This is a genomic window from Enterobacter cloacae complex sp. IR5441, assembly GCF_049238215.1.
Taxonomy (GTDB): Bacteria; Pseudomonadota; Gammaproteobacteria; order Enterobacterales; family Enterobacteriaceae; genus Enterobacter; species Enterobacter hormaechei_C.
Map to the genome: position 1 here is coordinate 1 of NZ_JBMKIA010000035.1, position 20,035 is coordinate 20,035.

The 20,035-nt window shown below is 51.6% G+C and carries 27 protein-coding genes and 1 pseudogene; 2 read left to right on the forward strand and 26 right to left on the reverse strand.

What is annotated here, in order from left to right:
* Nucleotides 1–3,110: phage tail tape measure protein (locus ACOTX5_RS22575; protein WP_421632476.1), on the reverse strand; the 3,110-nt coding region annotated here is incomplete at its 3' end.
* Between the two features lie 86 nt (nucleotides 3,111–3,196).
* Between ACOTX5_RS22575 and ACOTX5_RS22580 the strand changes: the two genes are divergently transcribed.
* The gene (locus ACOTX5_RS22580; protein ID WP_022650855.1) at nucleotides 3,197–3,616 is read left to right on the forward strand and encodes a hypothetical protein; all 420 of its coding nucleotides are present in this window, start codon (nucleotides 3,197–3,199) and stop codon (nucleotides 3,614–3,616) included.
* Nucleotides 3,617–3,636: 20 nt separating this feature from the next.
* On the opposite strand, the gene ACOTX5_RS22585 is transcribed toward ACOTX5_RS22580, so the two are convergent.
* From ACOTX5_RS22585 to ACOTX5_RS22650, 14 genes and pseudogenes are all read right to left on the reverse strand, one after another.
* Complete coding sequence (locus ACOTX5_RS22585) at nucleotides 3,637–3,915, reverse strand: phage tail assembly protein T (protein WP_045337453.1); 279 nt, start codon at nucleotides 3,913–3,915, stop codon at nucleotides 3,637–3,639.
* 8 nt (nucleotides 3,916–3,923) lie between these two features.
* The gene (locus tag ACOTX5_RS22590; protein WP_058652601.1) at nucleotides 3,924–4,307 is read right to left on the reverse strand and encodes a phage tail assembly chaperone; all 384 of its coding nucleotides are present in this window, start codon (nucleotides 4,305–4,307) and stop codon (nucleotides 3,924–3,926) included.
* 32 nt (nucleotides 4,308–4,339) lie between these two features.
* A pseudogene (locus ACOTX5_RS22595) lies at nucleotides 4,340–4,759 on the reverse strand (phage tail tube protein); the annotation flags it as partial.
* A 59-nt stretch (nucleotides 4,760–4,818) separates the two neighbouring features.
* Nucleotides 4,819–5,166 carry a tail completion protein gp17 gene (gp17, locus tag ACOTX5_RS22600; protein WP_058652603.1) on the reverse strand — a complete coding sequence of 116 codons (348 nt, stop codon included), beginning with the start codon at nucleotides 5,164–5,166 and terminating at the stop codon, nucleotides 4,819–4,821.
* The gene (locus ACOTX5_RS22605; protein WP_047731783.1) at nucleotides 5,163–5,612 is read right to left on the reverse strand and encodes an HK97-gp10 family putative phage morphogenesis protein; all 450 of its coding nucleotides are present in this window, start codon (nucleotides 5,610–5,612) and stop codon (nucleotides 5,163–5,165) included. The genes gp17 and ACOTX5_RS22605 overlap by 4 nt, the downstream gene beginning before the upstream one ends.
* Nucleotides 5,609–5,947 (reverse strand): phage head closure protein, encoded by a 339-nt coding sequence (locus tag ACOTX5_RS22610; protein ID WP_126508963.1) that lies wholly within the window; start codon nucleotides 5,945–5,947, stop codon nucleotides 5,609–5,611. Before ACOTX5_RS22610 ends, ACOTX5_RS22605 begins: the two co-directional genes overlap by 4 nt.
* Nucleotides 5,948–5,955: 8 nt before the next feature.
* Complete coding sequence (locus tag ACOTX5_RS22615) at nucleotides 5,956–6,282, reverse strand: head-tail connector protein (RefSeq protein WP_126508961.1); 327 nt, start codon at nucleotides 6,280–6,282, stop codon at nucleotides 5,956–5,958.
* Between the two features lie 42 nt (nucleotides 6,283–6,324).
* On the reverse strand, nucleotides 6,325–7,536 hold the full coding sequence (locus ACOTX5_RS22620; RefSeq protein WP_032622508.1) for a phage major capsid protein: 1,212 nt from the start codon (nucleotides 7,534–7,536) through the stop codon (nucleotides 6,325–6,327).
* A 9-nt stretch (nucleotides 7,537–7,545) separates the two neighbouring features.
* Nucleotides 7,546–8,394 carry a head maturation protease, ClpP-related gene (locus tag ACOTX5_RS22625; RefSeq protein ID WP_252024348.1) on the reverse strand — a complete coding sequence of 283 codons (849 nt, stop codon included), beginning with the start codon at nucleotides 8,392–8,394 and terminating at the stop codon, nucleotides 7,546–7,548.
* A gap of 13 nt (nucleotides 8,395–8,407) precedes the next feature.
* Complete coding sequence (locus tag ACOTX5_RS22630) at nucleotides 8,408–9,712, reverse strand: phage portal protein (RefSeq protein ID WP_126508974.1); 1,305 nt, start codon at nucleotides 9,710–9,712, stop codon at nucleotides 8,408–8,410.
* Nucleotides 9,712–11,448 carry a terminase large subunit gene (locus ACOTX5_RS22635; RefSeq protein WP_016063095.1) on the reverse strand — a complete coding sequence of 579 codons (1,737 nt, stop codon included), beginning with the start codon at nucleotides 11,446–11,448 and terminating at the stop codon, nucleotides 9,712–9,714. The genes ACOTX5_RS22630 and ACOTX5_RS22635 overlap by 1 nt, the downstream gene beginning before the upstream one ends.
* Nucleotides 11,448–11,921: a phage terminase small subunit P27 family gene (locus tag ACOTX5_RS22640; protein WP_126508972.1), complete on the reverse strand. Its 474-nt coding sequence runs from the start codon at nucleotides 11,919–11,921 to the stop codon at nucleotides 11,448–11,450. Before ACOTX5_RS22640 ends, ACOTX5_RS22635 begins: the two co-directional genes overlap by 1 nt.
* A 157-nt stretch (nucleotides 11,922–12,078) precedes the next feature.
* A complete protein-coding gene (locus tag ACOTX5_RS22645; RefSeq protein WP_032682360.1) occupies nucleotides 12,079–12,429 on the reverse strand; it encodes an HNH endonuclease in 351 nt (116 codons plus the stop codon).
* Complete coding sequence (locus ACOTX5_RS22650; protein WP_373687134.1) at nucleotides 12,429–13,016, reverse strand: hypothetical protein; 588 nt, start codon at nucleotides 13,014–13,016, stop codon at nucleotides 12,429–12,431. Before ACOTX5_RS22650 ends, ACOTX5_RS22645 begins: the two co-directional genes overlap by 1 nt.
* Before the next feature lie 168 nt (nucleotides 13,017–13,184).
* On the opposite strand from ACOTX5_RS22650, the gene ACOTX5_RS22655 reads away from it, so the two are divergent.
* A complete protein-coding gene (locus ACOTX5_RS22655; protein WP_023296834.1) occupies nucleotides 13,185–13,442 on the forward strand; it encodes a hypothetical protein in 258 nt (85 codons plus the stop codon).
* On the opposite strand, the gene ACOTX5_RS22660 is transcribed toward ACOTX5_RS22655, so the two are convergent.
* The 11 genes from ACOTX5_RS22660 to ACOTX5_RS22710 all read right to left on the reverse strand — a co-directional run bounded on the left by ACOTX5_RS22660 (nucleotide 13,396) and on the right by ACOTX5_RS22710 (nucleotide 20,022).
* Complete coding sequence (locus ACOTX5_RS22660) at nucleotides 13,396–13,731, reverse strand: hypothetical protein (RefSeq protein ID WP_421632479.1); 336 nt, start codon at nucleotides 13,729–13,731, stop codon at nucleotides 13,396–13,398. The genes ACOTX5_RS22655 and ACOTX5_RS22660 overlap by 47 nt on opposite strands.
* Before the next feature lie 11 nt (nucleotides 13,732–13,742).
* Complete coding sequence (locus tag ACOTX5_RS22665; protein ID WP_139003253.1) at nucleotides 13,743–15,200, reverse strand: glycosyltransferase family 2 protein; 1,458 nt, start codon at nucleotides 15,198–15,200, stop codon at nucleotides 13,743–13,745.
* 163 nt (nucleotides 15,201–15,363) lie between these two features.
* On the reverse strand, nucleotides 15,364–15,756 hold the full coding sequence (locus ACOTX5_RS22670) for a hypothetical protein (RefSeq protein WP_023296248.1): 393 nt from the start codon (nucleotides 15,754–15,756) through the stop codon (nucleotides 15,364–15,366).
* Complete coding sequence (locus tag ACOTX5_RS22675; protein WP_023296247.1) at nucleotides 15,757–16,536, reverse strand: hypothetical protein; 780 nt, start codon at nucleotides 16,534–16,536, stop codon at nucleotides 15,757–15,759.
* Between the two features lie 416 nt (nucleotides 16,537–16,952).
* A complete protein-coding gene (locus tag ACOTX5_RS22680) occupies nucleotides 16,953–17,099 on the reverse strand; it encodes a hypothetical protein (protein ID WP_032682252.1) in 147 nt (48 codons plus the stop codon).
* 4 nt (nucleotides 17,100–17,103) lie between these two features.
* Nucleotides 17,104–17,373 carry a hypothetical protein gene (locus ACOTX5_RS22685; RefSeq protein ID WP_023296246.1) on the reverse strand — a complete coding sequence of 90 codons (270 nt, stop codon included), beginning with the start codon at nucleotides 17,371–17,373 and terminating at the stop codon, nucleotides 17,104–17,106.
* A 7-nt stretch (nucleotides 17,374–17,380) separates the two neighbouring features.
* Nucleotides 17,381–18,010 carry a glycoside hydrolase family 19 protein gene (locus tag ACOTX5_RS22690; protein WP_063945199.1) on the reverse strand — a complete coding sequence of 210 codons (630 nt, stop codon included), beginning with the start codon at nucleotides 18,008–18,010 and terminating at the stop codon, nucleotides 17,381–17,383.
* Entirely contained in the window at nucleotides 18,010–18,291 is a 282-nt protein-coding gene (locus ACOTX5_RS22695; RefSeq protein WP_022648766.1) for a phage holin family protein, read from the reverse strand. The genes ACOTX5_RS22690 and ACOTX5_RS22695 overlap by 1 nt, the downstream gene beginning before the upstream one ends.
* The gene (locus ACOTX5_RS22700; RefSeq protein ID WP_022648767.1) at nucleotides 18,278–18,673 is read right to left on the reverse strand and encodes a phage holin family protein; all 396 of its coding nucleotides are present in this window, start codon (nucleotides 18,671–18,673) and stop codon (nucleotides 18,278–18,280) included. Before ACOTX5_RS22700 ends, ACOTX5_RS22695 begins: the two co-directional genes overlap by 14 nt.
* A gap of 89 nt (nucleotides 18,674–18,762) precedes the next feature.
* The gene (locus ACOTX5_RS22705; RefSeq protein ID WP_045626497.1) at nucleotides 18,763–19,335 is read right to left on the reverse strand and encodes a hypothetical protein; all 573 of its coding nucleotides are present in this window, start codon (nucleotides 19,333–19,335) and stop codon (nucleotides 18,763–18,765) included.
* 108 nt (nucleotides 19,336–19,443) lie between these two features.
* Complete coding sequence (locus tag ACOTX5_RS22710; protein ID WP_063945200.1) at nucleotides 19,444–20,022, reverse strand: DUF1133 family protein; 579 nt, start codon at nucleotides 20,020–20,022, stop codon at nucleotides 19,444–19,446.
* Nucleotides 20,023–20,035 lie beyond the last annotated feature (13 nt).

Below are 20,035 nucleotides of genomic sequence, written 5' to 3' on the forward strand. Positions count from 1 at the left end.
TAAACATTACCCTTCGCATTAAATGTGAAGTTCGCGCCAGCATTCTGAATAGCGGTACCGCTGCTGGCGGTTGCGGCTGACGAGGCACCAAAACTGAACAGTGATCCAATTGAGCTGACACCATTAGCAACAGCCATGTTCACCAGAACGTTCTGGATAATCTTCAGTACGCTCACGCCCCAGTCCTTCCAGCTGTCAACGTTGCCATTAAGCATGTCGGTGATCGTGGTGACCGCCCCCCCCATGGCCTGCTTCATGCCGTCAGCGGCCATGGAAGAATAGTCAGTAGCTTCGTCCACCCAGTTCGCATAACCTTCTGACAACCCCGTCATCCAGTCGTCACGCTGCGCATCAGAAGCTGAGTAATATCCCTCCTGGTCGCGCAGGCGCTCTTCGAGATAGCGCTTATTGAGTGCCAGCCCCTGCTGATAGAACGTCTCGTCGATTTCACCAGCCTGGCGCTGGCGAAGAAGATCGGTATTCTTCTGCTCAAACTCCTTACGCAGGTTGAACTGCTCCTGAAGTCTTTCCCGGAACCGGGTACCCTGCCCGTAACCCAGCAGTTGCGCTTCATTAGCTGCGCGGGCGCTGGCGTTACTGTCAGCAAGGTTGGCTTCGTAATTTCGCAGTTGCTCACGCAATTTAACCTGGTCAATCAGCGCAGCATTTTGCAATACCGTCTTCTTCTGGGCTTCTGTCAGAGAAGCAAGTTCGCCCTGGCTGACCTGGTATTTAACCTTCGCCAGTTCAGTATTCTGACCTTGCAGGGCGATCTGCTCTTTTTGCTGCTTGATAAGGCGCTTATAAACATCCTCTGTTTTCTCTCCTTCGGTTTTACCGCCCTTCGCCTTGGGTTTGTTGGCCTCATTATTCCGCCATTCAGCCAGGCCGTTATTAATCAACTCCTGACGTCCAGTCTGGAATTGTGGATCACTGGTTAACCCCAGGTCATCGGCTGCATAACTCAGCCGCAGGCGCTCTTTGGCCTCCCCCTTCAGGCGTGACAACTCCAGATCCCGGCGGCTCTTTTCGATGGCATCGGTTTGCTTTTTGTCGAGGTCTGCCTGCGGAAGCCTGAGCGGGACGTTAGCCAGTCCCTGACGCGCCATAAGGAGTTGATTGCCTAACCCAAGAAGTTTATTAAATTCAGTATGCTGCCCATTCATCATAATCAGTGACTGATATACAGCATTCTGACGCCAGGCTTGCTCACGTATCAAATCGTTACGACGCCGCTCTATTTCTTCGAGGGCCTGCTGAATTCCGCGAGACTTATCTCGCATATCATTCAATTTCCCCTCTTCAACCGCGAGTTGATCAGTAACAATCGCGATAGCCCTTAAAATATTGGCATCGTTCTCGCTGGTAATGCCCGGCTTACCACGGGAGGCATTAAGATCGTCAATTTGAGACTTCAGGTCACCAACCTTCCTTGCTTGCTCATCAATCAGACGATTTTGCTCGACAAGGGCTCCAACAGTCCTGCCACGGTTGTCATCCGTTTCCGATAGGGACATGCGAGATGTTTTCTCTCTAATATCGTCAATTTGACTGGCATACTCCTGTGCAGAACGACGAGCCTGCTCCTGATTCTGATACATCGCATACCAGGCGCCTGCTCCCAGCATCACCAGACCAGGCACGCCGCCAATCAGGCCAAGCGCACCACTCATCAGCCGAGTACCGACAGATGTTACGCTATTGAGATTGCTCTGAGTCGAGACGCGGTTTGCAAGGTTCCGGCTTAAGGAAGCCTGTGTCGCGGACAAGCGCCTTTCTGCAACAGCCTGGGCATCAGCGTTTTTAGCTGCCACCAGCCCTGCCTGTGCACGTTCAAGCGCAGTCCTGGCCCTGACTTTTTCCGTAGCGGTGCCAGTTGCAAGAGCAGTAGTCAGCCTGGCTTGAGCTGCTGTAACCTTTGCTTCCGCTGCCGCAATTTTCTCTTGCTGAGCAGCTTGGACATCTGCACTTCGTGAACGCTGAACAGCTTGCTGGGCTCGATAAACTTCAGCCCTTGAAGCTGCAACAGCAGACTGAGCCGCTTTATCCTGCGCAACAGCAAGTGCTACCTCTGATTTCGCTGCTGAAATTAGTGCACCTGTTGCACTCGTGGCGCTGGTTACAACTCCGCTGAGATATCTTGCCAGCCCAACGCCAACAAGCGCCCCTGCTACTGTTGTTATTGTGGACATGTTGTCAGCAACGTCATTCAAGGCACCACTAACAGCTGAAGAAGTGAACGCATCCAGAGTTTGAGCTAAACTATCCAGCCCGCCAGACAAACCTGCCGTTGCGCCGGTAGCCTGATCAATACCGCCAACCCATTGCATGAATGAGTTAGTAACCTTCTGCAAGGAACCAGAAACCGTTTGTGGTAAGCTTTTGAACTCATCTTGCAAATTATCTAACTGGCCTACCAATGCTGGAACAACCTTATCAATCGTAAGTTGCCCCTGGTCAGCCATGCTCTTAAGGTCTTTGCGGGCCACGCCCATTCCGGCGGCAAGTGCGCGAATAACGCGATCACCGGATTCGTTAACAGCGTTAAACTCCTCACCACGAAGAACGCCCTGTGCCAGAGCCTGGCTGAATTGAGTGATAACAGAACTCGCTTCCTGGGTGTTAGCCCCAGAAAGTTTGAGGCCGGTAGAAACAGCCTCGGTAATTTTCAGAACTTCATCAGAGCTATACCCGTATTCACGCATTGAAGCAGCTGCGCGGGAAAAAAGGTTTGCGTTATCTAAAAACGCGGTGCCGGTCCTTTGGCTTATCTCCATTAACTGACGCTGAGAAGCAGCAAAATCGTCAGCAGAAGATGATGCCTGCTTGAGTCGTGCATTTACGGAGTTCCACTCATCAGCAATCTGAACAATTTTCCCGGTAGCAAACGCTGCGCTAGCAGCCGCGGCGGCTTTCCCTGCTGATGCAAATCCAGCGGTCAGATCAGATAATGCCCTTTCGCTCTCTCTGGCAGCCGCGGCGGCCTGACGACCACCATTTTGCATGGTACGGTAATAGTCCGCACCCATTCGTGAGGCGCGAGCAATCTCACTCTGGAAAGACTGAGAGTTCGCGGAGATTTTAATTATTAGTTCGCGTAGAGCCGCCATCTCTTGTACCTTAATAATGAAAATAGAATAGCCACTCGGACTAACACCTCAGAGGCTTAGCTTTTTTTTTGCACATGGAGACATATATGTTGAGCTTGAACTTTGAAGTTCCCGGCAACCCGGATGACTACTACGAAGTTAGGGAAAAGGAAGATGGAACGCTTTCCTATAAACCTAACCGCTTAAAAATAAGAGGGTTAGCAAAAACTCAGTGTGATTATTTTGATTATATATCCTCTTTAGGTGAGAATATTCATATAGCCACACTTGAGAGCAATGATGTCATTAACGATTTTTTTGAAAATGAGCCGGAAGAGGCTCAAGTTTGTATTTACAATACTCTTTCCGAAGAATTTAACGCTATTACTGATACAATCTTAGATGAAACTTCAGAATTGAATGCGCAGGCGCAGCAGACAGAAAATGTGGCAGAGAACATAGGTAAAGTTATAGGGGCTATAGTTCTTATAGGCTTTATAGTTTTTATATTATCGCAAATAAACTAAGTTACGGGCGGTTTACCGCCCTAATTTGATGCAGCCATTAACGCAGCCTCAAGCCCAGCAAACGGGTCTTTTGGTGCTGATTGCTCGTCACCCCCCCAGCGCAGGATCGCATCGTCCAGTGGCACTTTTACCCCCTGTGCGCCGTACAGGGCAGAGACAATCTGGGCGGCCTGAATGTCACCGCGAATATCGCCAACCGGACTTTGCCTGTCGAACTCAATCCACATCAGAAGCTCGCTTGCCGTCATATTCTGCCGAAGCTCTGAGAGCGTGCGCCCCATCCGGAGCGCAAGCGACATCAGAAACTTTACGCCGGGGGTTGAGACTTTTCCCGCGCTTCGTCCGCATTGTTGATCAGGTCAAGCGCCTGTTTGAGCAGGCGTGAATGGACGGGGCCGTAGATTTCACGCACCTGCTCTTCTTCATCTACGCTGAATACCGGTTGCTTATCGGTGTCACACAGAACGTCAATGAAGAGAACAACGTCAGCGCAAAGATTACGGTGTGCCTTTTCCGATACCGACACATTTTCATCATCAGCACCCGCTTTCACCACTTCCTGCCAGCGCAGCCAGGCTTCACCTGACGGCTCACGGAGAACCACTTTGACGCCTTCCCACTCAGGAACGGAGACCGTCTTATGACGAAAGCCCGACATCTTAGCCAGGGCGAGGTTTTTAATCTTATTCATGCAACCCCTCAGGAACCAGATTCAATGTTTTCAGGCTTACCCTTCAGGCGCAGGGAGAACGTTGCCGCCACTACGCCGTTGGTACCGGAAGACCAGGTGTGCTGGCGGATTTCAGCCAGGAACTTAAAGCCTTTCCCGGACGGGAAAATGACCTGGAAAGCGTAGGTCGTATCGTTGTCATACGCATCGCGCAAGGCGTCCTGCGCCGGGTTCTTGTAAAAGTTACCGGACAGAGAGATTTCTGACGGAGAGGGCAGACCGTTAATGTTCTCCTGCTCGGTCGAGCAAAGCGTTGTTACGTCGATATCCTGCTTCTGACCACCGGTGAACTGAATTTCTTTGATGGTGCAACTCAGATCGAGGAAGGTTGCGGAATCCATTGTTTCTTTGGTGGCTGGCAAAGAGGAAATAAAGATCTTCGTCAGCTGAGATTTTTCATAAAGTGCAGACATAGCTGTCTCCTGGAAAAAGAAAACCCGCCATCAGGCGGGTTCGTTGGGTGAATTAATTGTCAGGGGGTAACCCTGAAATCGAGGGTCATGCGGTAGAGTCGTCGATGGGGCTCGTATCCGGGGAGCCTGGCGACCTCCGTCGGGTTTAGTGGCCGTAGCGCCACTAGAGCATCTTCCACGAGCGCGCGCGCCTCTTTGATGGAGGTTGAGTAAGCATCTACCTGAATGGAAACCCTGCTCTCTGCCTGGCCACACAGCACGTCAGCGGAAACATGATCGACGATGGAAAAAATAATCCAGGGTGGCGAGACAGACGGCTTTCCGTCACTACCTAATGGTGCAACGTAGGGATATACCCGTCCTTGCGCCAGGGGAGAAAGCAAGGCGTAGATATCATCTTCATTCACTTGCTCAATACCTCATCAATAGCCTGATTCATTCTGGCAATAGCGACGCTGGCGGCCTCTTCCTCGCGCGTATCGTAAGCGGGTCGCACAAAAGGATGCGCAGGCATGTTGGCCGTTCCCAGCTCCACAAAGCGCCAGTAAAAGGCGTTTCTCGGGTTATTCGCCTTCATCGTGTTATCGCTGTTACCGGTGCGCGGGTTAACGCCACGAATATGGACGCCGGAAGAAATCTCCCCGCGACGGCGGCTTTTTTGGGTAACAACCACCACGTTTTTTTTCAGTTTTCCGGTGCGTACCGGTGCACGTGCGATCACTTCGTCCTTAAGCACCTCCGCACCGGCGCGCGTGGCATCACGAAGAACCTTATTGTTTTCAGCGCGGCTAAGCGCCTCCAGATCCTTTGCGATGTCATTCAGGCCGGAAAAATCGAGGCTCGTCTCAATCATTTTTCGATCCCCTGCTTACAAAGAATTTCGAGCTGAATGCCGCGAGAATCAGGTATCGGCGGACCAATGATATTTAAAATGACACCCTTGAACGGGCCAGTCACAACCCTGAGTCTTGACGCAGCAGTTATATCGTTACGAAATCGAGTCCATACCCTGATAGTGGCTACAGCCGTTTCTGCACCTGCCGCTACAAGCTCACGCCCGCTGATACCTTTAACTTCTGCCCATGTAGTCGCGCCGTCATGCCATGTTTGAACAGGCTGACCAGAAGGGTCTCTGGATGTTGTGATGTTCTGAATTACCACCATGTCTCTCAGTCTTCCGGCCTGCATAACACCTCCTACACCCCGTAAATTCGGTATGGCTGAAGCAAGGCTTCAACTGCAAGCGGGACCTCTGCAACGGTTTGCCCGATGGACACAGATTCCCGGTTTGCATACCAGTGACCGATAAGCAGTAGCATGGCTGCTTTAACATCATCATTGAGCAGTATCGGGTCCGGATCCTCAGCGTAGCCAGGGCTGCTTTCCTTTTCATAGAGCGTTCGCCGTGTCCATGTCTGGACGTACTGGGCCGCCGCACCTGCATAAATATCCAGCAGAGCATCATCACCCATAAAGTCGGTATCAATGCGGCAATGCTGTTTCACCACATTCTTATCAAGCATTTGTTTTCCCCGAAAAAAGCGGCCCGAAGGCCGCAATAGTTATCAGCTACCCGCGCCGGTGCTGAATGAACCGTACACGAACGCCTCAGGGCGTTTCACAGCCAGCGCCAGACGTTCTTCGCAACGGATGGTGATCATGTTTTTCTCGAAGTCGTCAGCGTTCTCCGTTGAGATAACCACGTTCGCATCTTCGCGGTCGAAGATTTGCGCACCAGCGTTAAATGCACCGGTCAGGAATTTACCCTGGAAGGCTGCCGCTTCCGTTGCAACAACCGGCAGGCCCCACAGAGTCGGACCAGTCAGCGCCGCAGGGTTCGCCAGAATGTAACGACCCAGGCTGTCTTTGGTCAGCTCGATCCGCGCCCAGTCAATGAAGTGAAGAACATGACCAGACGCCGGGAAGCGTGCCAGCTGTGCCTGCAACATTGCCAGACGCAGATCGTCAATCCCGCTCTGCTGTTCGACAGTGAACGCCGGATTGAACGCTGACGCCTGAGGAACGATGCCGTGCAGATGAACGCCGGTACCATCACCGAAGAGAATTTCCTGCTCTTCTGCATACTTCAATCCGTAGCGCATTTCGGCATCAACGGTGGACTGCAACTGTGCGAAGTCATCCAGGATCTGCTTTGAGGCTTTGAACAGGTGCGCGATGGTGCTGACGCCAGTGATTTTCGGCGTGAACTCAATTTCGCTGTATGGTTTCTGCGTATTTTCAGGAACCACTTTCGCGTTATTGGTAAAGCCTGTCTGCTGCACCCAGAAAATAGCTGAGGAGGACGTACGGCCTGGAGCAATCAGATCGCGGATGAACAGGCGCTGTTTCGGTGCCGTATCGATACCCGGCAGGCGCTGTGGCTCCACAACACCATCTGGCACATCCACCGAAGTCAGGGCGGCCTTAACCGGGATGCTGATGCGCTTACCGCCTTCCACGCTGGAAGCAAAGGTTTTCAGGGCTTCAGCGGAGATCACCTGGTGGCCAACGGACTCGACAACCTGTTTTGCGTTTGCCAGCGGCATCTGGGCAACATGTTGCTCCAGTTCTCCCATTGCGGCCTTCAGGGTTTTTTCAGCTTCACGCAGCGCGTTGAACTCAGAAGCCATTTTATCAACGGCAGCTTTTGTTTCTTCTGACAGCCTGCCTGACTTCTGCGCCTCTTTGAGTGCGTCTTCTGCTTTCGCGTTGAATTTGCCGGTTGCCTCTTCAATGCTGGCAGTGACTTTTTTCAGAATCTCGTTTACTTCAGACATAAAGGGTCCTTATTTGACTAACGCCGCAAGAGCGCTTTCAAGTGAATTGAGGGTTTCAGGTTTGATATCTTCGGCAGCGCCCGGCGTACCGTCGTTGGTGGTGACAGCGCCAGGCATGCCACCGGATAAGGCTTTAATGAGTTTTCTGCGCTCAGAGCGCGGGGTGTTGGTTTTAGCCAGCAGCGCATCAAGTTTGCGAAGCGCGGCCGCGGGTGATTCATCGCCATCACTGACCGCATCCGCAGAAAGCAGGCTGTCTGCCAGCCCCTTCGCCACAGCGTCACTGCCACCGATATAACTCTCGGCATCCATCAGTTTCTGAACAGATGCCATATCAAGGCCGGAACGCGCCTCGTAGATGTCTGCCATAGCGTTATCGAAGGGCTCCAGAGACTGTGCCAGTTCCGCAAAGTCATGGCGGTTACCCATCGCGTAGACCCAGCAGTTGTGGATCATCAGGAAGGCACCACGACCGATCTGAATATCATCCCCGGCCATCGCAATGACCGAGGCGGCGCTGGCGGCAATACCGAGCACCTTCACCGTCACACGGCCTTCGTATTCACGCAGAAGGTTGTAGATTGCCAGGCCTTCGAACATGTCACCGCCAGGGGAGTTGATATTGACCGTGACGTCGGCGCCATTCATCGCCCGTAGCGCACCGGCGATACGTTTGGCTGTTACGCCTTCACCCCAGTAGTCCTGCCCGATCACATCAAAAACAGAAATACTGTTGTCGTCGGTGGCCGCAGCTTTGATCCCGCCATCCCAGCGTTCCATGGCGGAGGGTAAAGTTTCACAGGTGACCCGCGCGCAGGGGCGACCCGCCGGTGCTGCCGGAAGTTGTTTTTTGCTCATCAGGAAAATGCTCCTAAGCGGCCTGTTTCAGCGGAGATTGTTCAAAGGAAATGTCAGGGAATATGTGGTTATGCAGTTCTCTCAGGGCCAGAGCCTGAACAGCAGGATTGCTGCTTTCGAGATTTTTCAGTTGCGTCAGGTTGAGCTGAACGGTGTAAATGTCACCCCCTTCAATCGGTGGCATATTCTCAAGACGGCGCACGTCATTGCGGGACATCCACCCATTCTGGAGCGCGCTGGTATAGTAAGCAGCACGGCCCGCGCTGTCGGCACGCAGCAGTCCTTCTACAGAGAACTCTGCGAACACCTCATCATCGCTGTCCAGCAGGCACCGTCCTATTTCCTGCTCTATGTTCACCAGCAGGGGTCGCAGGGTATGTGTCAGGAACTGGAGGTTCATGCCCTCCAGACTGGATGCCCAGCTGCTTTGCTTCGTGGTGTGACCGACCATGAAAGGCGGAACGCGAAACCAGCGACAGATTTCCTCAATACTGAATGAGCGGCTTTCCAGCATCTGGGCGTCTTCGGGATTCATGGTGACGCCCTGGTACTTCAATCCGCCTTCAAGCACCATGATTTTCCCGGCGTTTTTTGAACCCGTAAATGCAGCCATGTAGCTGCGAAGTCTTTCACGTTGTTCGTCAGACAGCGCATTCTCAGCGGAGAGAAAACCTGAACTCTGAAGCCCCTGTTCAAATATCTTCGCAGCAGACTCCTCAACCGCCATTGCAGAACCGATCACATCCCGGCCTGTTTTCATCGGCATCATGCCGCAAACGCCGTCAAGACCGAACCCGCGAATGTGCATGATGTTTTTGACGGGAATGACGCGCTCGTTACCGTTTTCAGTGTATTTGTATTCCAGCGCCCCGGTCGTGAGACGTTTAACCACAATGTTCTGCGGCAGCAAAGGCACCAGCGAAACCAGGCGGTTTGCGATGAATTTCTTCTCAATGAAGGCGTTCCCGCGCAGGCAAATACTGGCGACCACCATCAACATAAAGCGTGATGGTGTCATTTCTGAATTGGGTCGGCGGCACAGTATCGAATAGGCCGGATGATCGGTTGCCGCTTTACGCGAACCGTCAGGCTGTCGAACGTATATTTTCAGCGGAAGGGTTGAAATAGACTCGCTTAACAGCCTTACGCATGCCCACACAGCCGATAGCTGGATGGCTTTATCGGCCGTTACCACCTTTCCGCTGCTGCTGGTACCAAACCATTCCTCCCAGAACGTGCCGGTAGTCAGGCTGATAGGCACACCAAGCCAGTTAAGCAGAGCACTTTTAACCCTGCCTGGCCGTTTGTTTTTTTTCATCAGAAACCTACCATGATGGGATTATTGAAGAATCCGGAGAGATCCTGCTGGTCGTTGCCACCGTTAACCAGAACGCGGCTCATTGCTGTGAACAAGGCCGCAGGGCCATCAATCTTGGCCTCTGGTGTGGACTTATTCGGGAAAATGTTCTCGTTCCGGTCCGGTTTGACGGTTACGTTGGACATCATCCAGTTCATCACCGGGTGATCGCTGTGATGGAAGCGGCCACCGTATACCAGCGCTTCGACCTCTTTCATCGCCTCAGAGAAATTGCGAACCGTCTGCGGCACTTCCACCAGCGGCAACCCTTCTTCTGCCAGCGCAAGGCTGAACTGCGTCGCACTCCACGGGTCGAAGCCAATTTCTTTCAGGCTCTCGCCAGCAACCCACAGCTGTAGCTCTTCCTTAATCTGAGCATGGTCGATTACATCCCCGTCGGTAAGAATCAGCTTGTCCATCCCGGCCCACTTACGATAGAGCTCTGCCATCTGGCGTGAACATTTCTCAAGGCGTCCTTCCGGTAGCCAGAATTTGAAATCCGCATGAACGTGGCCATCTGGCGCCCGCCAGACTTTCGCGGCCGCACAGATATCAATTTTGTTTGACAGGTCAACGCCCACCCAGGAGGGATAGGTTTTAAGTTCGTGCTGCGGGGCGATAAACTCGCATTTCTCCCATTTCATCATGTCCATCCAGGCTGACTCAGCGGTAACCCAGATATTCATGTGCTTGGTGAAAAAGTTAATTCTGGCCGAAACCTGCTCTTTCGCCTTTTTAGCCAGGCGGCGCAGGTCATCCCAGCGCTTACAGATACCCAGCCCCGGATTCGCCTTCTGCCAGACTTTTTCATCAAAGGGATCGTCACCTTCATCTAAGGTGTAGATGATGGCAAAAAACGTATCGTCTTTTACCAGTCCACGTAGCACCTTGATGGCGTAATCACGCAATTCGTAGCAGATGCCTTCTTTGTTGAAACCGGCTGTGGTGATACCGAAAAGCAGCGATTGCAGACGCGCGCCGGTTGCCGTCTCCAGAACGTCCCAGACGTCACGGGTTTTGTGAGCATGCAGCTCGTCGACGATGGCACAGTGGATGTTCAGGCCGTCGAGGTTGTTCGCATCTGATGATAAAGGCTCGAATTTGGAGGCCGTTTGCTCCTGGTAGATAGCGAGCTTGTTGAATTCGAAGATCCGCCCAAGCGTGGCTTTCGCCTTCTTGACCATATTCTTCGCATCTTCAAAAACAATTCGTGCCTGGTCACGGGTGGTTGCAGCGGAATAAACCTCCGCACCGCCCTCGCCGTCGGCACCAGCCATATAAAGCCCCACGCCGGAGCAAAGCGTTGATTTGGCATTTTTACGGGCCACCTCAACATCTGCTGTACGGAAGCGCCGAACCATTACTGGACGACCGCTGCCGTCGTTACGCAAAACGGTTTCTCCCGTTTCCTCGTTAACCAGCGGGATCACGAAACCAAAAATATTAATCAGGATGAAAACGTGCCAGTCCATCAGCTCAATAGGCTGGCCTGCCAGCGCGCCTTTGACGTGAGGCACAAAATTATAGAAATTCAGAATGTGTTGCGCGCGCGGCTCACTGAAGAAAATACCGCGCTCTTCGCCGTGTGCCAGATCGTCAAGAAAACGCTGACAGGCAAGGCGCACATACTCACAGGCAATAATTTCCCCCGCCACCACCCTCTCGGCATAGCGGATGCCTTCTGCAACCTTAGCCATTAATCCCTCGCTTTCATAAACTCGGCCAGCGGATCAACCGCATCAGGACCTTTTGCATTGACTTTGGAGCGGCTTGCTGGCGTCATGCCAAACTCACCGAGCATGGCGCGCAGACGTTTCCAGGCATCAGCTTTCATGATGGCCGCCGGGTGAGCCTTGATCAGTACATCCCCGCTCTGCGTTTCGGTCCGGTAGGTGTAGCCCTCAATTTCAAGCGTGTCGCAGTGATGCCGGTATTCGGTATAAGCCTCAACCAGCAGCTCAAGGGCTCTGGCGTCCAGCTGAGACATCACACCGATAGCATCAAGCTCGTCGGCCATCCGTTTAAACCAGTATTTCCCCTGCTTATCGAAATGCTTCGGCGTTGGGGGTACCCCTGAAGGGGGTTTTGGTTCGTTCTCATTGATCGGGCGTTTTGATGGGTTACCCCTCACCAAACGTAGATGGGTCGGGGTTTTCGGTGGTCCAGACATAATCGAAAACTCCTATTAATCATCGAATGGGGGACCCCATAAAAAAGTTTTCTAACCTGCGGCGATGTGAAAAGAGGTTAGGCGGCGGTCCTTTAGGGTGATTCCCCTGAGGTTTTTACCCACCCTCCCCCTTTCTCATTTCAAATGAGAAATGATGTCATTTGAGTCTCTCGACCGCTGTCTTCGCTCTGTGGCAGGGCTTGCAGAGGCTTTCGAGGTTGGACAGGTCATCGGTACCCCCATTTGCTTTGGCGATGATGTGGTCCACCGTCTCAGCGGGTGTATACCTTCCATTTCGCAGGCATTCCTGACAAAGGTGTTTATCTCTGCCGAGAACGATTGGGCGCAGCCTGTCCCACTTACTGCCATAGCCTCGCTGATGCCTGCTCTGTCCCCGCTGATGCTGCTGCCAGCCTTCGTTAAGGTGCCTGTGACAATAGCCTGAGCGGTCAGTGGTCGTGCCTGGGCAGCCACGCTTGCGGCATGCTCTCGGTATTAACGCAGGCATCAGGATAACCTCCACGCCCGGCGGCGTTCTGTACGTGGCGCTGAGTCAGGGTGACGCTCAACCGGTTCGCCGTCAGCATGGTCCACCAGCGAATAACACGGATAGATCACTGAGCCACCCCATGCATCACCCACAGCGTAATCGGCGGGCTTGCTGTTATCCCAGCGGGATAGCACGCGCTGCACATGCTTAGGCGGGACGCTATAGCAAACGCCATGAATGAGTCTCGACAGCGTGATGTAATCAGCGCGTGTCTTATCAGCCACGATTAGCCGCTCAGCAATCTGCATTTGATACTGTGGAGGCCGCCCGGTACCGAGATAAAAGCTCAGCATGTCGTCAGGGAAACGAGCCAGCCAGTCAGTTACCTTTTCGGTGAATCCATGTACCGGCAGCGCGTCATCCTCAATTACGACAACCCGGCATGTTTGTTCTGCTGCCCACTCAAGCGCGCGGCGATGATTCCAGTTCGCGCCGTGGTTATCGTCATCAACCAGCAGATGAGCATGCAGCAGTGCAGCAAGACGTTGTGCAGGCCCTAAGCGGGTATGATGGCCGACCACCACAAACTTAATCTCTTCAGCCACCAGCGAATCTCCAATAAAAAAGCCGCACGATGGCGGCTACTGTCTGAATATCAGGGTGTTGCTCCGCTTTAACCCTGGTTAAGGTAAGCATTCAGCCCGTCAGTGGTGGGACACTGGCGCACTCTGTCGCGGGGGGATAGCTGATTACCTCCGATAAGGAAAATACCCATGAGCTCCATGTCAGAACTGGAAAAAGCAGTTGCAGATTTACAACGTGAATTAAAGATTGAAAAAGCCACCAATAAACTGGTTTTTTCTTTGATTATTGAAGCTGTTAACAAGCTGTCACCAAAACAGAATGTTGGGGACGTTCTGATGGATGTACTGAAGGAGGTTACACCGCCTGAAATTTCATCTGCCCCAGATGCTCACGAAGCGATTAAGAGAGTTGAGAAAATAATTCAGAAGAAGCAATCGCGTTCGTAACTTCCTGAATTAAATCGTCGTCGGCTCGGTGCTGAGCCGCATTCACAATCTGATCGATTACAGTTTTCGCGTGAGTTTCAGCGCGCTGCTTGTAACCTTCAAGAGTAAAGTCTGCTGTAATGTCTTCACGATAAGGTACAGTCAACATGTTTTTCTTATCGAGCTGTACTTTGACTTCACCGCCAATAGCCTCTACCGTTTTACAGTCCAGTCCCTCTGCTGAGGAGTAACCATTAATTTTGAAACTTACAGATTTTTGGGTCGGGAACTCAACCTCATACGAAATCATAAGACCTCCTGTTATTTATGGCGCCACCAGGCATTTTCTTTGCCGATGCCATCAGTTTTAAACACGGTATGCACCAGAGGGCCGGTGACCAGCCTGTCAGCGAATGACTTCGCAACAATGCCGAACGCCAGCATGTCGCCCACCGCGGCGCCAGCCTGTTCTTTCTTCCAGAACCGATAACTCTCGATCCGGTAGTAAAGACGGATGATGCCGTGAGCGAACGCCATTACATCAGCGCGGGTACCACCCAGCAGCCCAGCGTTAAGCATCACATCGTTGCGGTGCTCTTCAATGAATTCCTGATAGATGCGCTCCGGATGGTTCTGCTTTGCCCAGGTATCGGCGTAGGTCTTTGGTTCTGAACCGACATACACCTTTCCGGCTTCCATTTCTTCCCACGGCGCGCGAAGCATTTCGACATCGGTACCATCGGTACACCAGACGAACCGGTATTCAGGGTGTTCTCGCAGGTGCTGCCAGATGTGCAGCCAGCGACGGAAGTAGACATTCATCTTCACGTCAGGTACGAGATACAGCTCAACATCGGCCGGGGCCGTCAGTAATTCATCCACCAGCGCTATACGCCCACACTGGCGAAGCGAGGCCGCCCATTTGCTCAGCATGTCAGGCGAGGCCGCCATTTTCGTGCCGCGCTGCGGGTCAGGCTGACTGGTGAGCAGCGTTGTGATAACTACATCGCGCTGCTGGCGGTATTCAACGTAACCAGTAAACCCGGCATCACGCCGTTCGTTGTGGATCTTCACGTTACGTTCCACCAGCGCCTGTCGGTCGGGACGCGGTACCGAACGCTCTACGGCTTCATGCTCATCGAGAGAATGGATCAGCTTTTCTGAACCGACCACATCACCGTAAGCCCACGTAGTCAGTCCTGCGTTATGGATACGCAAGGCGAGATCGCTGTGCTCGTACATGCCGCGACCGTAAACCGGATCGAAACCGCCAATCTTCTGAATCGCGCTACGGTGGTAATACAGCATCACGCCGCGCTGTCCGGTGTAAGCAATGTGCTTATCATCCCGGTACAGGACCGCCATATCCTTCAGCTTATTCGTCCCTGCCAGATCGAGAAACTGGTAAGCCAGGTGCGGCTCTGGTGATTCGATGTAAGGGAGATGCCAGTTATCAGCGATTGGCCAGGCATCGTCATCCCACAAGAAGAGATGCTCGCACCCGGCGTCCACCAGCGCGGTTAAACTGGCGTTCTTCGAAGCAACAATGCCGAGTGATGTTTCATGGCGAAGCAGCTGCACGCCGTCAGGCACTACTGCGGCAGGTTTTGAACCATCATCGACTACCACCACCTGCGCGCCGGCTGGCAGGTGCCTCAGATGCTGTTCGATTGCACGTTTTAAAACGTCTGCGCGCTGATGTGTCGAAATGGCAATGCCGATCCGTGATGAAACGACGCTGGCTGGAGCGTATGGAACACCATCAATAGTGACCTGCATTTGATTTTCCTTTTAGGCGTGAGCCTGTCGCACGGCAAAGCCGCCGAAAGTTAACGGTCTGCCCAAGCTCACAGCTGAAAGACTTTCTTAGATGTACGCGTGCGATGCGCATAAAAAAGCCCCGCAAATTGCGAGGCCTTATCAAAGAAAAATTATTTATAAGCTACTTTAGCGGAGCGCTTCTCATTTCTTTACAAATTTTGAAGAGTTTCTCAGCAAACAAGATCGCTTCTTCCGCTGCTCCAGCGTCAATGTTCTCGCCAAGATAATAGTCAGCTTTATGTCTCTTGCCTTTCTGTTGCTCTAACAATGCTGCTAAAGCACGAAGCTTACCTTTCTCAAATGGCTCATCACCACGACTGGCATTCCCACGCAGATATTTTATCAAGCCATCGTGCGGACTTTGTTGGAAATTAGGGACCGCTGTTAGAGTATCCCTGGCTTCATGATACATTGCATAATAGGCACGGCTTATACAGTTACGGCACGAAATCTCATCGCCAGAAAGAAAGATTTTTTTAGCAAAATCAAGGAACTGTTGCCCATCTACAGCCATTTATGCTTCCTTATTTACTTTTTCTGATTTGTCACGTTCGAACCAGGCAGTAAGATTAGACTCTTGAAGCTCATCATTACTAGAGAGCGCCATCGCCAAATCAAAATTCATCTCAGCAACTTTTTTTGGGTCAACCACATCAGTGATTGCAACTAGCGCAGCTGTGCCATCGCTTGCCATGGGATAGAAATAAAAGTTAGCAGCATAACTTTTATATTGTTCTAATATTTCCATCACAGTTTGAGATAGTTCTTTGATTTCCGCTTCAGAGGCTCCGGACGCATCCTGAGCCGCAACTATGCTAGCAGCCCATTTTTCTCCTACCATCCTAACCTCCTCCGCAGCCTTCTCATCGTTTATATGCCCTGCCCTAATTATTGCTTTGGCTTTACATTGTTCAGCATTACCAGAAAGATAAAGCATAGGCAGGCACTTCTCGATCACATCTGCATCGAATGGAAACTCATTGACTAAGCGTAAGCATAGATTTAAATAAGCACTTAACTTCCTTGTGCGAAATAAATATGCAGCGTAACCAATACCTATTATTGCGCTATGGTAATCCGAGAAAGCCCTTTCGAACTGCGATTCGGCCGCTTCTCGTTCACCCTTGGCTGCTGTGATCAGTGCCTGAATGACGATTTTAAAGTATGGCGATTCGATGCCTTTAGCCTCACGCATCTTACGCGCAGCGTCCATCTCACCGAGAGTATCACCCTGTTCAAGAAGATCTAACAACTCGCTTGCTAGGTGTTCGATTATCGACGCTGTCTGAGCCATAAGGAATCCAAGGTAAAGAAAATCGGGAGATTATACATTGCCATGCTTCGCCTAGTATATCTCTTTTAACTCTTTGACATTAGAAATGAGCAGTGCATTGTTGGCATAATCTTAGCATTTAAGTGTAGTAGTGATTACCCGTATTGTTGTAAATAATGAAAAAAACGAATCAGTTGAACTAGTTATTGTTCCTTGATCCATCAGCCACACTCACGCAGTGGCCGCGCTCATGCCCTTGAGTTTCTGTCGCTTCATCGCCGCTTATAACCGGTGCGCGTCTGGCGGTTCGCGCTGCTTTACCGGAGCTTGTTCTGTTCTATGAACCCTTACCTATCACTACACAGGCTCGCCATTACGCGACTCGGGGCAGCATCATGACTGCTGCATTGCCTTCTGACTGCGGTCTTTCCGCTTTGCTACTTCAATTCAGCGTCCTCCTTCTGGCAGTTCGCGTGCCACGCTCTGTTATGCGCCAGGATGTCTTTCTTCGTCTGGCGGTCAAGAACGTCGATGTCGTGATCCGTCAGGTAGATTGGCTTTACCCAGTCGCAAGCCGTGTCCACTACCTCAACCCTTACGGGTCCAGTTGTCCCGCAGCTCGCGATCAACATCGTCGCCAGGCATATGGTTAACAGTCTGCTGTACATTGCTGGCCTCTTTCGTTGCTTCTACCCGGCGTTCGGCTGCTGTGACCGTTGCCGCTGCGTTATCTTCGGTGCGCTGCTGGTCGGCTTTCGCTTCCGCTTTGCTGGTGCCGCGAATATGGCCTAGGCCAAAGGCACCGGCGATAGCGGAAATCACCAGTGCGGCCAGCCCGATTATCGTTTCGATACCCACACTCACCTCACACCAGAACAGATTTCGCCAGGTTAAAAAGCACGCGGCGTTTATCCAGACCATTACGGCCGCCATTGATTAACAGTGTCACGCGCTCCACGTCGCCGGAATGAAGCAGGCAGCCGCGGGTCGCATAGAACCATGCAGCAGAACGCGCAGCATATTCATCTTTTTCAAGCAGTTCTGGATGGGTGACAAGGTCAAGTTTTAGAGCATGGCCACAACTGCGGTAGTTGCTCAGGCCGGTAACCTGTTTCAGCCCACGACCGCGATATTTCCAGCCATCACCGGCAACCTGATTGCCAAGGTGTTCTTTTCCCCACTCACCACCGTATACCAGATTGGCGATCGCTCTCTGATTAGCCGGGTGCTCTGCCGTTCTGCCAAGTGCGGCGGCCTGCTGTGGAGTGATGCGGTGGCTGCCGAACGTCGGTACCAGGTTTTCAGCAGCGTAATTCAGGTTTTCCACCAGCCGGGTGAATCTGGTGCTTTCATGCCCCATCTGGGCAATAAACATCGCCTGATCAAGCGGTGTGGTTATGCCGTATTCCTTCATAGCGGCGTCGATATGCGGAAACCAGCGCGCAGCTAACCCGGCGCTGATACCAGCCGCCCTCTGAAATTGTGATTGGTTCATTAGTGCCTCAGTGCATCAACCAGACGTGCTACGTTTCCCCGAGCCCAGAGAACGGCAGCACAAATCAGGACGTTCACCAACACCACAAACCAGTGGGATTCATGGTACAGGCCGAACAAATAACGGAAAGGGACACTGGCGTATACCAGCACCGTGAAATAAGCCATCAGCGATATCAGAGGGCGATGTCTCGCCCCGCCACGCTGGTAGAACATCAGTGCAATAACGATAACAGCAGAGATAATTGCGTTTGCCATTGCACTCGGATCACTTGTTACCATTGCTGGCCCCTCCACCACGTAAACGCGAGAGAATTCCAAACAGGCTACCCAAATCCTGACTGTTGACGAACGTCAGCAGCTTAATAGCAATAGCGGCTACGATGACCGCGCCCAGCGCATCAAGTGGCCTGTCGCTATACCCCGTCCATTTGGAGAAGTAAGATCCAAGCAGTGGAGCTCCGATAACGCCGAAGATGAAGGAAGTGATGAAGTAGCCCACCAGCTTAAGGCGGCTGATATTAACCGCCGTAGCGACATAGAACACCGCACCAGCGAATGCGCCAAACACCACACCGTAATCTATGCCTGTTGCCAGGCCGAACATGCTGGCCCCCATCAGACCACCAGCCGCTACCGTAGTACCAGAAACAGGATCGGACATTTAGCCCCCTCTTATTGCCGTGAGTCCTCTCAAAATGAGGGGATAAAAAAAGCCACAAAACGTGGCTTATGTGTTAATCGAGTGAATGGTCAGTCATTAAGATATTTATTAGCATCAGATATAAAATGAGAGTATTTATCAACCCAGTCGCTTGAGTCATTTATACTTGCATATTTCTTTATTATTATTCCTGACAAATAACCTTGGATGTCATTTATTGATTTCTTAAAGGACAATCCTTTTTCATCTTCAAGTATTGATATCAGCAAACTTACTTTATATTTCTCAAGTTCAAGTAAAGCAACCGACATATTTTTTTCAATTTCAGGGCGTTTATAGCTAACACCTTTAATCCCTTCATTCACCCATTCAGAATGTAGCTCTTTTACTTTCGTGAGATGATATGCATATTCACTGACGTTAAGCCTAACATGAGCTGCATAGTTCCTTTTGTCTTCACGGCTTTGTTGATATCTAACCGATTCATTATTTTGCCGGATAACATATAAAGAAATCATTGCCGGAACCAAGCCGCTAATAAAGGCGGCAATTATGGTTTCCCATGAGAATGAAGAATCTACTGAAACTGTAGCAATTTTATCAATACTAATTGTATCTGCTAAACGCTCTTGAACGTACAGGAATGGTATGCCTAACCACATGATGAGACCTTAATGGATTCAAAAGGTCATGATAACAAAAAACCCGCATTGCTTGCGGGTTTTAAGCTTGCTGCTCAGTTCGCTTTAACGTCCCGAGCCTACCACAATTTAAGCACTTTCTTGCTCACTCTGCAACTTAAATCTGTCGCTATTTGTGCCGAAAGCGTCACAAAGTGGTGCGTAAAGGATCGATTCTGCAAGACTAACCCATATATCAATGCGACGACGGCAAGTGATGAGGGTCCAGTCAGGGTGTTTGGCATTAAGCTCGTTCGCCATCTGGAGTTTGCTCTTTCGAAGTCTGTGACGGTCCACGATGACGCCATAAAGTGATCGGTAGTCGTCATTCATCAGGACGGAAGCAATAACACCATCCACCTTTAGCCCTTCTTCATCAGAACAGAACGCCAGGCCGCTTTTGTTTTTGCTGTCGAGGATTTCGCGAAGGTATGCCTCCAGCTCAGGTTTAGTAATGCCGGATTTTTTCATGCGACGCAGCGCATCGTTGATTGCCGTTTTGGTGATTTTCCCTGATGCCAGCAGCTGGTTGAACATGTTCCCGCCTGAACCACCACCAATGTATGACCAGCGGCCCCACATGCGGAGCTTACCCTGTACCCAGATGCTTTCGAGAGTGTGAAGGCGAACCATCTCGCCAGATTTTCCAACTTCTGAAGGATTGATCATGTTGCGTCTCCAC

Coding starts and splice junctions, on each gene's coding strand:
- ACOTX5_RS22610 (WP_126508963.1), bottom strand. CDS start 5,947: ATGCAGGCCGGAAGACTGAGAGACATGGTGGTAATTCAGAACATCACA.
- ACOTX5_RS22590 (WP_058652601.1), bottom strand. CDS start 4,307: ATGAATAAGATTAAAAACCTCGCCCTGGCTAAGATGTCGGGCTTTCGT.
- ACOTX5_RS22655 (WP_023296834.1), top strand. CDS start 13,185: ATGAGCTCCATGTCAGAACTGGAAAAAGCAGTTGCAGATTTACAACGT.
- ACOTX5_RS22605 (WP_047731783.1), bottom strand. CDS start 5,612: ATGATTGAGACGAGCCTCGATTTTTCCGGCCTGAATGACATCGCAAAG.
- ACOTX5_RS22625 (WP_252024348.1), bottom strand. CDS start 8,394: ATGAGCAAAAAACAACTTCCGGCAGCACCGGCGGGTCGCCCCTGCGCG.
- ACOTX5_RS22580 (WP_022650855.1), top strand. CDS start 3,197: ATGTTGAGCTTGAACTTTGAAGTTCCCGGCAACCCGGATGACTACTAC.
- ACOTX5_RS22670 (WP_023296248.1), bottom strand. CDS start 15,756: ATGGCTGTAGATGGGCAACAGTTCCTTGATTTTGCTAAAAAAATCTTT.
- ACOTX5_RS22710 (WP_063945200.1), bottom strand. CDS start 20,022: ATGATCAATCCTTCAGAAGTTGGAAAATCTGGCGAGATGGTTCGCCTT.
- ACOTX5_RS22695 (WP_022648766.1), bottom strand. CDS start 18,291: ATGGTAACAAGTGATCCGAGTGCAATGGCAAACGCAATTATCTCTGCT.
- ACOTX5_RS22665 (WP_139003253.1), bottom strand. CDS start 15,200: ATGCAGGTCACTATTGATGGTGTTCCATACGCTCCAGCCAGCGTCGTT.
- ACOTX5_RS22700 (WP_022648767.1), bottom strand. CDS start 18,673: ATGTCCGATCCTGTTTCTGGTACTACGGTAGCGGCTGGTGGTCTGATG.
- ACOTX5_RS22675 (WP_023296247.1), bottom strand. CDS start 16,536: ATGGCTCAGACAGCGTCGATAATCGAACACCTAGCAAGCGAGTTGTTA.
- ACOTX5_RS22705 (WP_045626497.1), bottom strand. CDS start 19,335: ATGTGGTTAGGCATACCATTCCTGTACGTTCAAGAGCGTTTAGCAGAT.
- ACOTX5_RS22645 (WP_032682360.1), bottom strand. CDS start 12,429: ATGCCTGCGTTAATACCGAGAGCATGCCGCAAGCGTGGCTGCCCAGGC.
- ACOTX5_RS22615 (WP_126508961.1), bottom strand. CDS start 6,282: ATGCTTGATAAGAATGTGGTGAAACAGCATTGCCGCATTGATACCGAC.
- ACOTX5_RS22620 (WP_032622508.1), bottom strand. CDS start 7,536: ATGTCTGAAGTAAACGAGATTCTGAAAAAAGTCACTGCCAGCATTGAA.
- ACOTX5_RS22690 (WP_063945199.1), bottom strand. CDS start 18,010: ATGAACCAATCACAATTTCAGAGGGCGGCTGGTATCAGCGCCGGGTTA.
- ACOTX5_RS22635 (WP_016063095.1), bottom strand. CDS start 11,448: ATGGCTAAGGTTGCAGAAGGCATCCGCTATGCCGAGAGGGTGGTGGCG.
- ACOTX5_RS22630 (WP_126508974.1), bottom strand. CDS start 9,712: ATGAAAAAAAACAAACGGCCAGGCAGGGTTAAAAGTGCTCTGCTTAAC.
- ACOTX5_RS22640 (WP_126508972.1), bottom strand. CDS start 11,921: ATGTCTGGACCACCGAAAACCCCGACCCATCTACGTTTGGTGAGGGGT.
- ACOTX5_RS22660 (WP_421632479.1), bottom strand. CDS start 13,731: ATGATTTCGTATGAGGTTGAGTTCCCGACCCAAAAATCTGTAAGTTTC.
- ACOTX5_RS22585 (WP_045337453.1), bottom strand. CDS start 3,915: ATGTCGCTTGCGCTCCGGATGGGGCGCACGCTCTCAGAGCTTCGGCAG.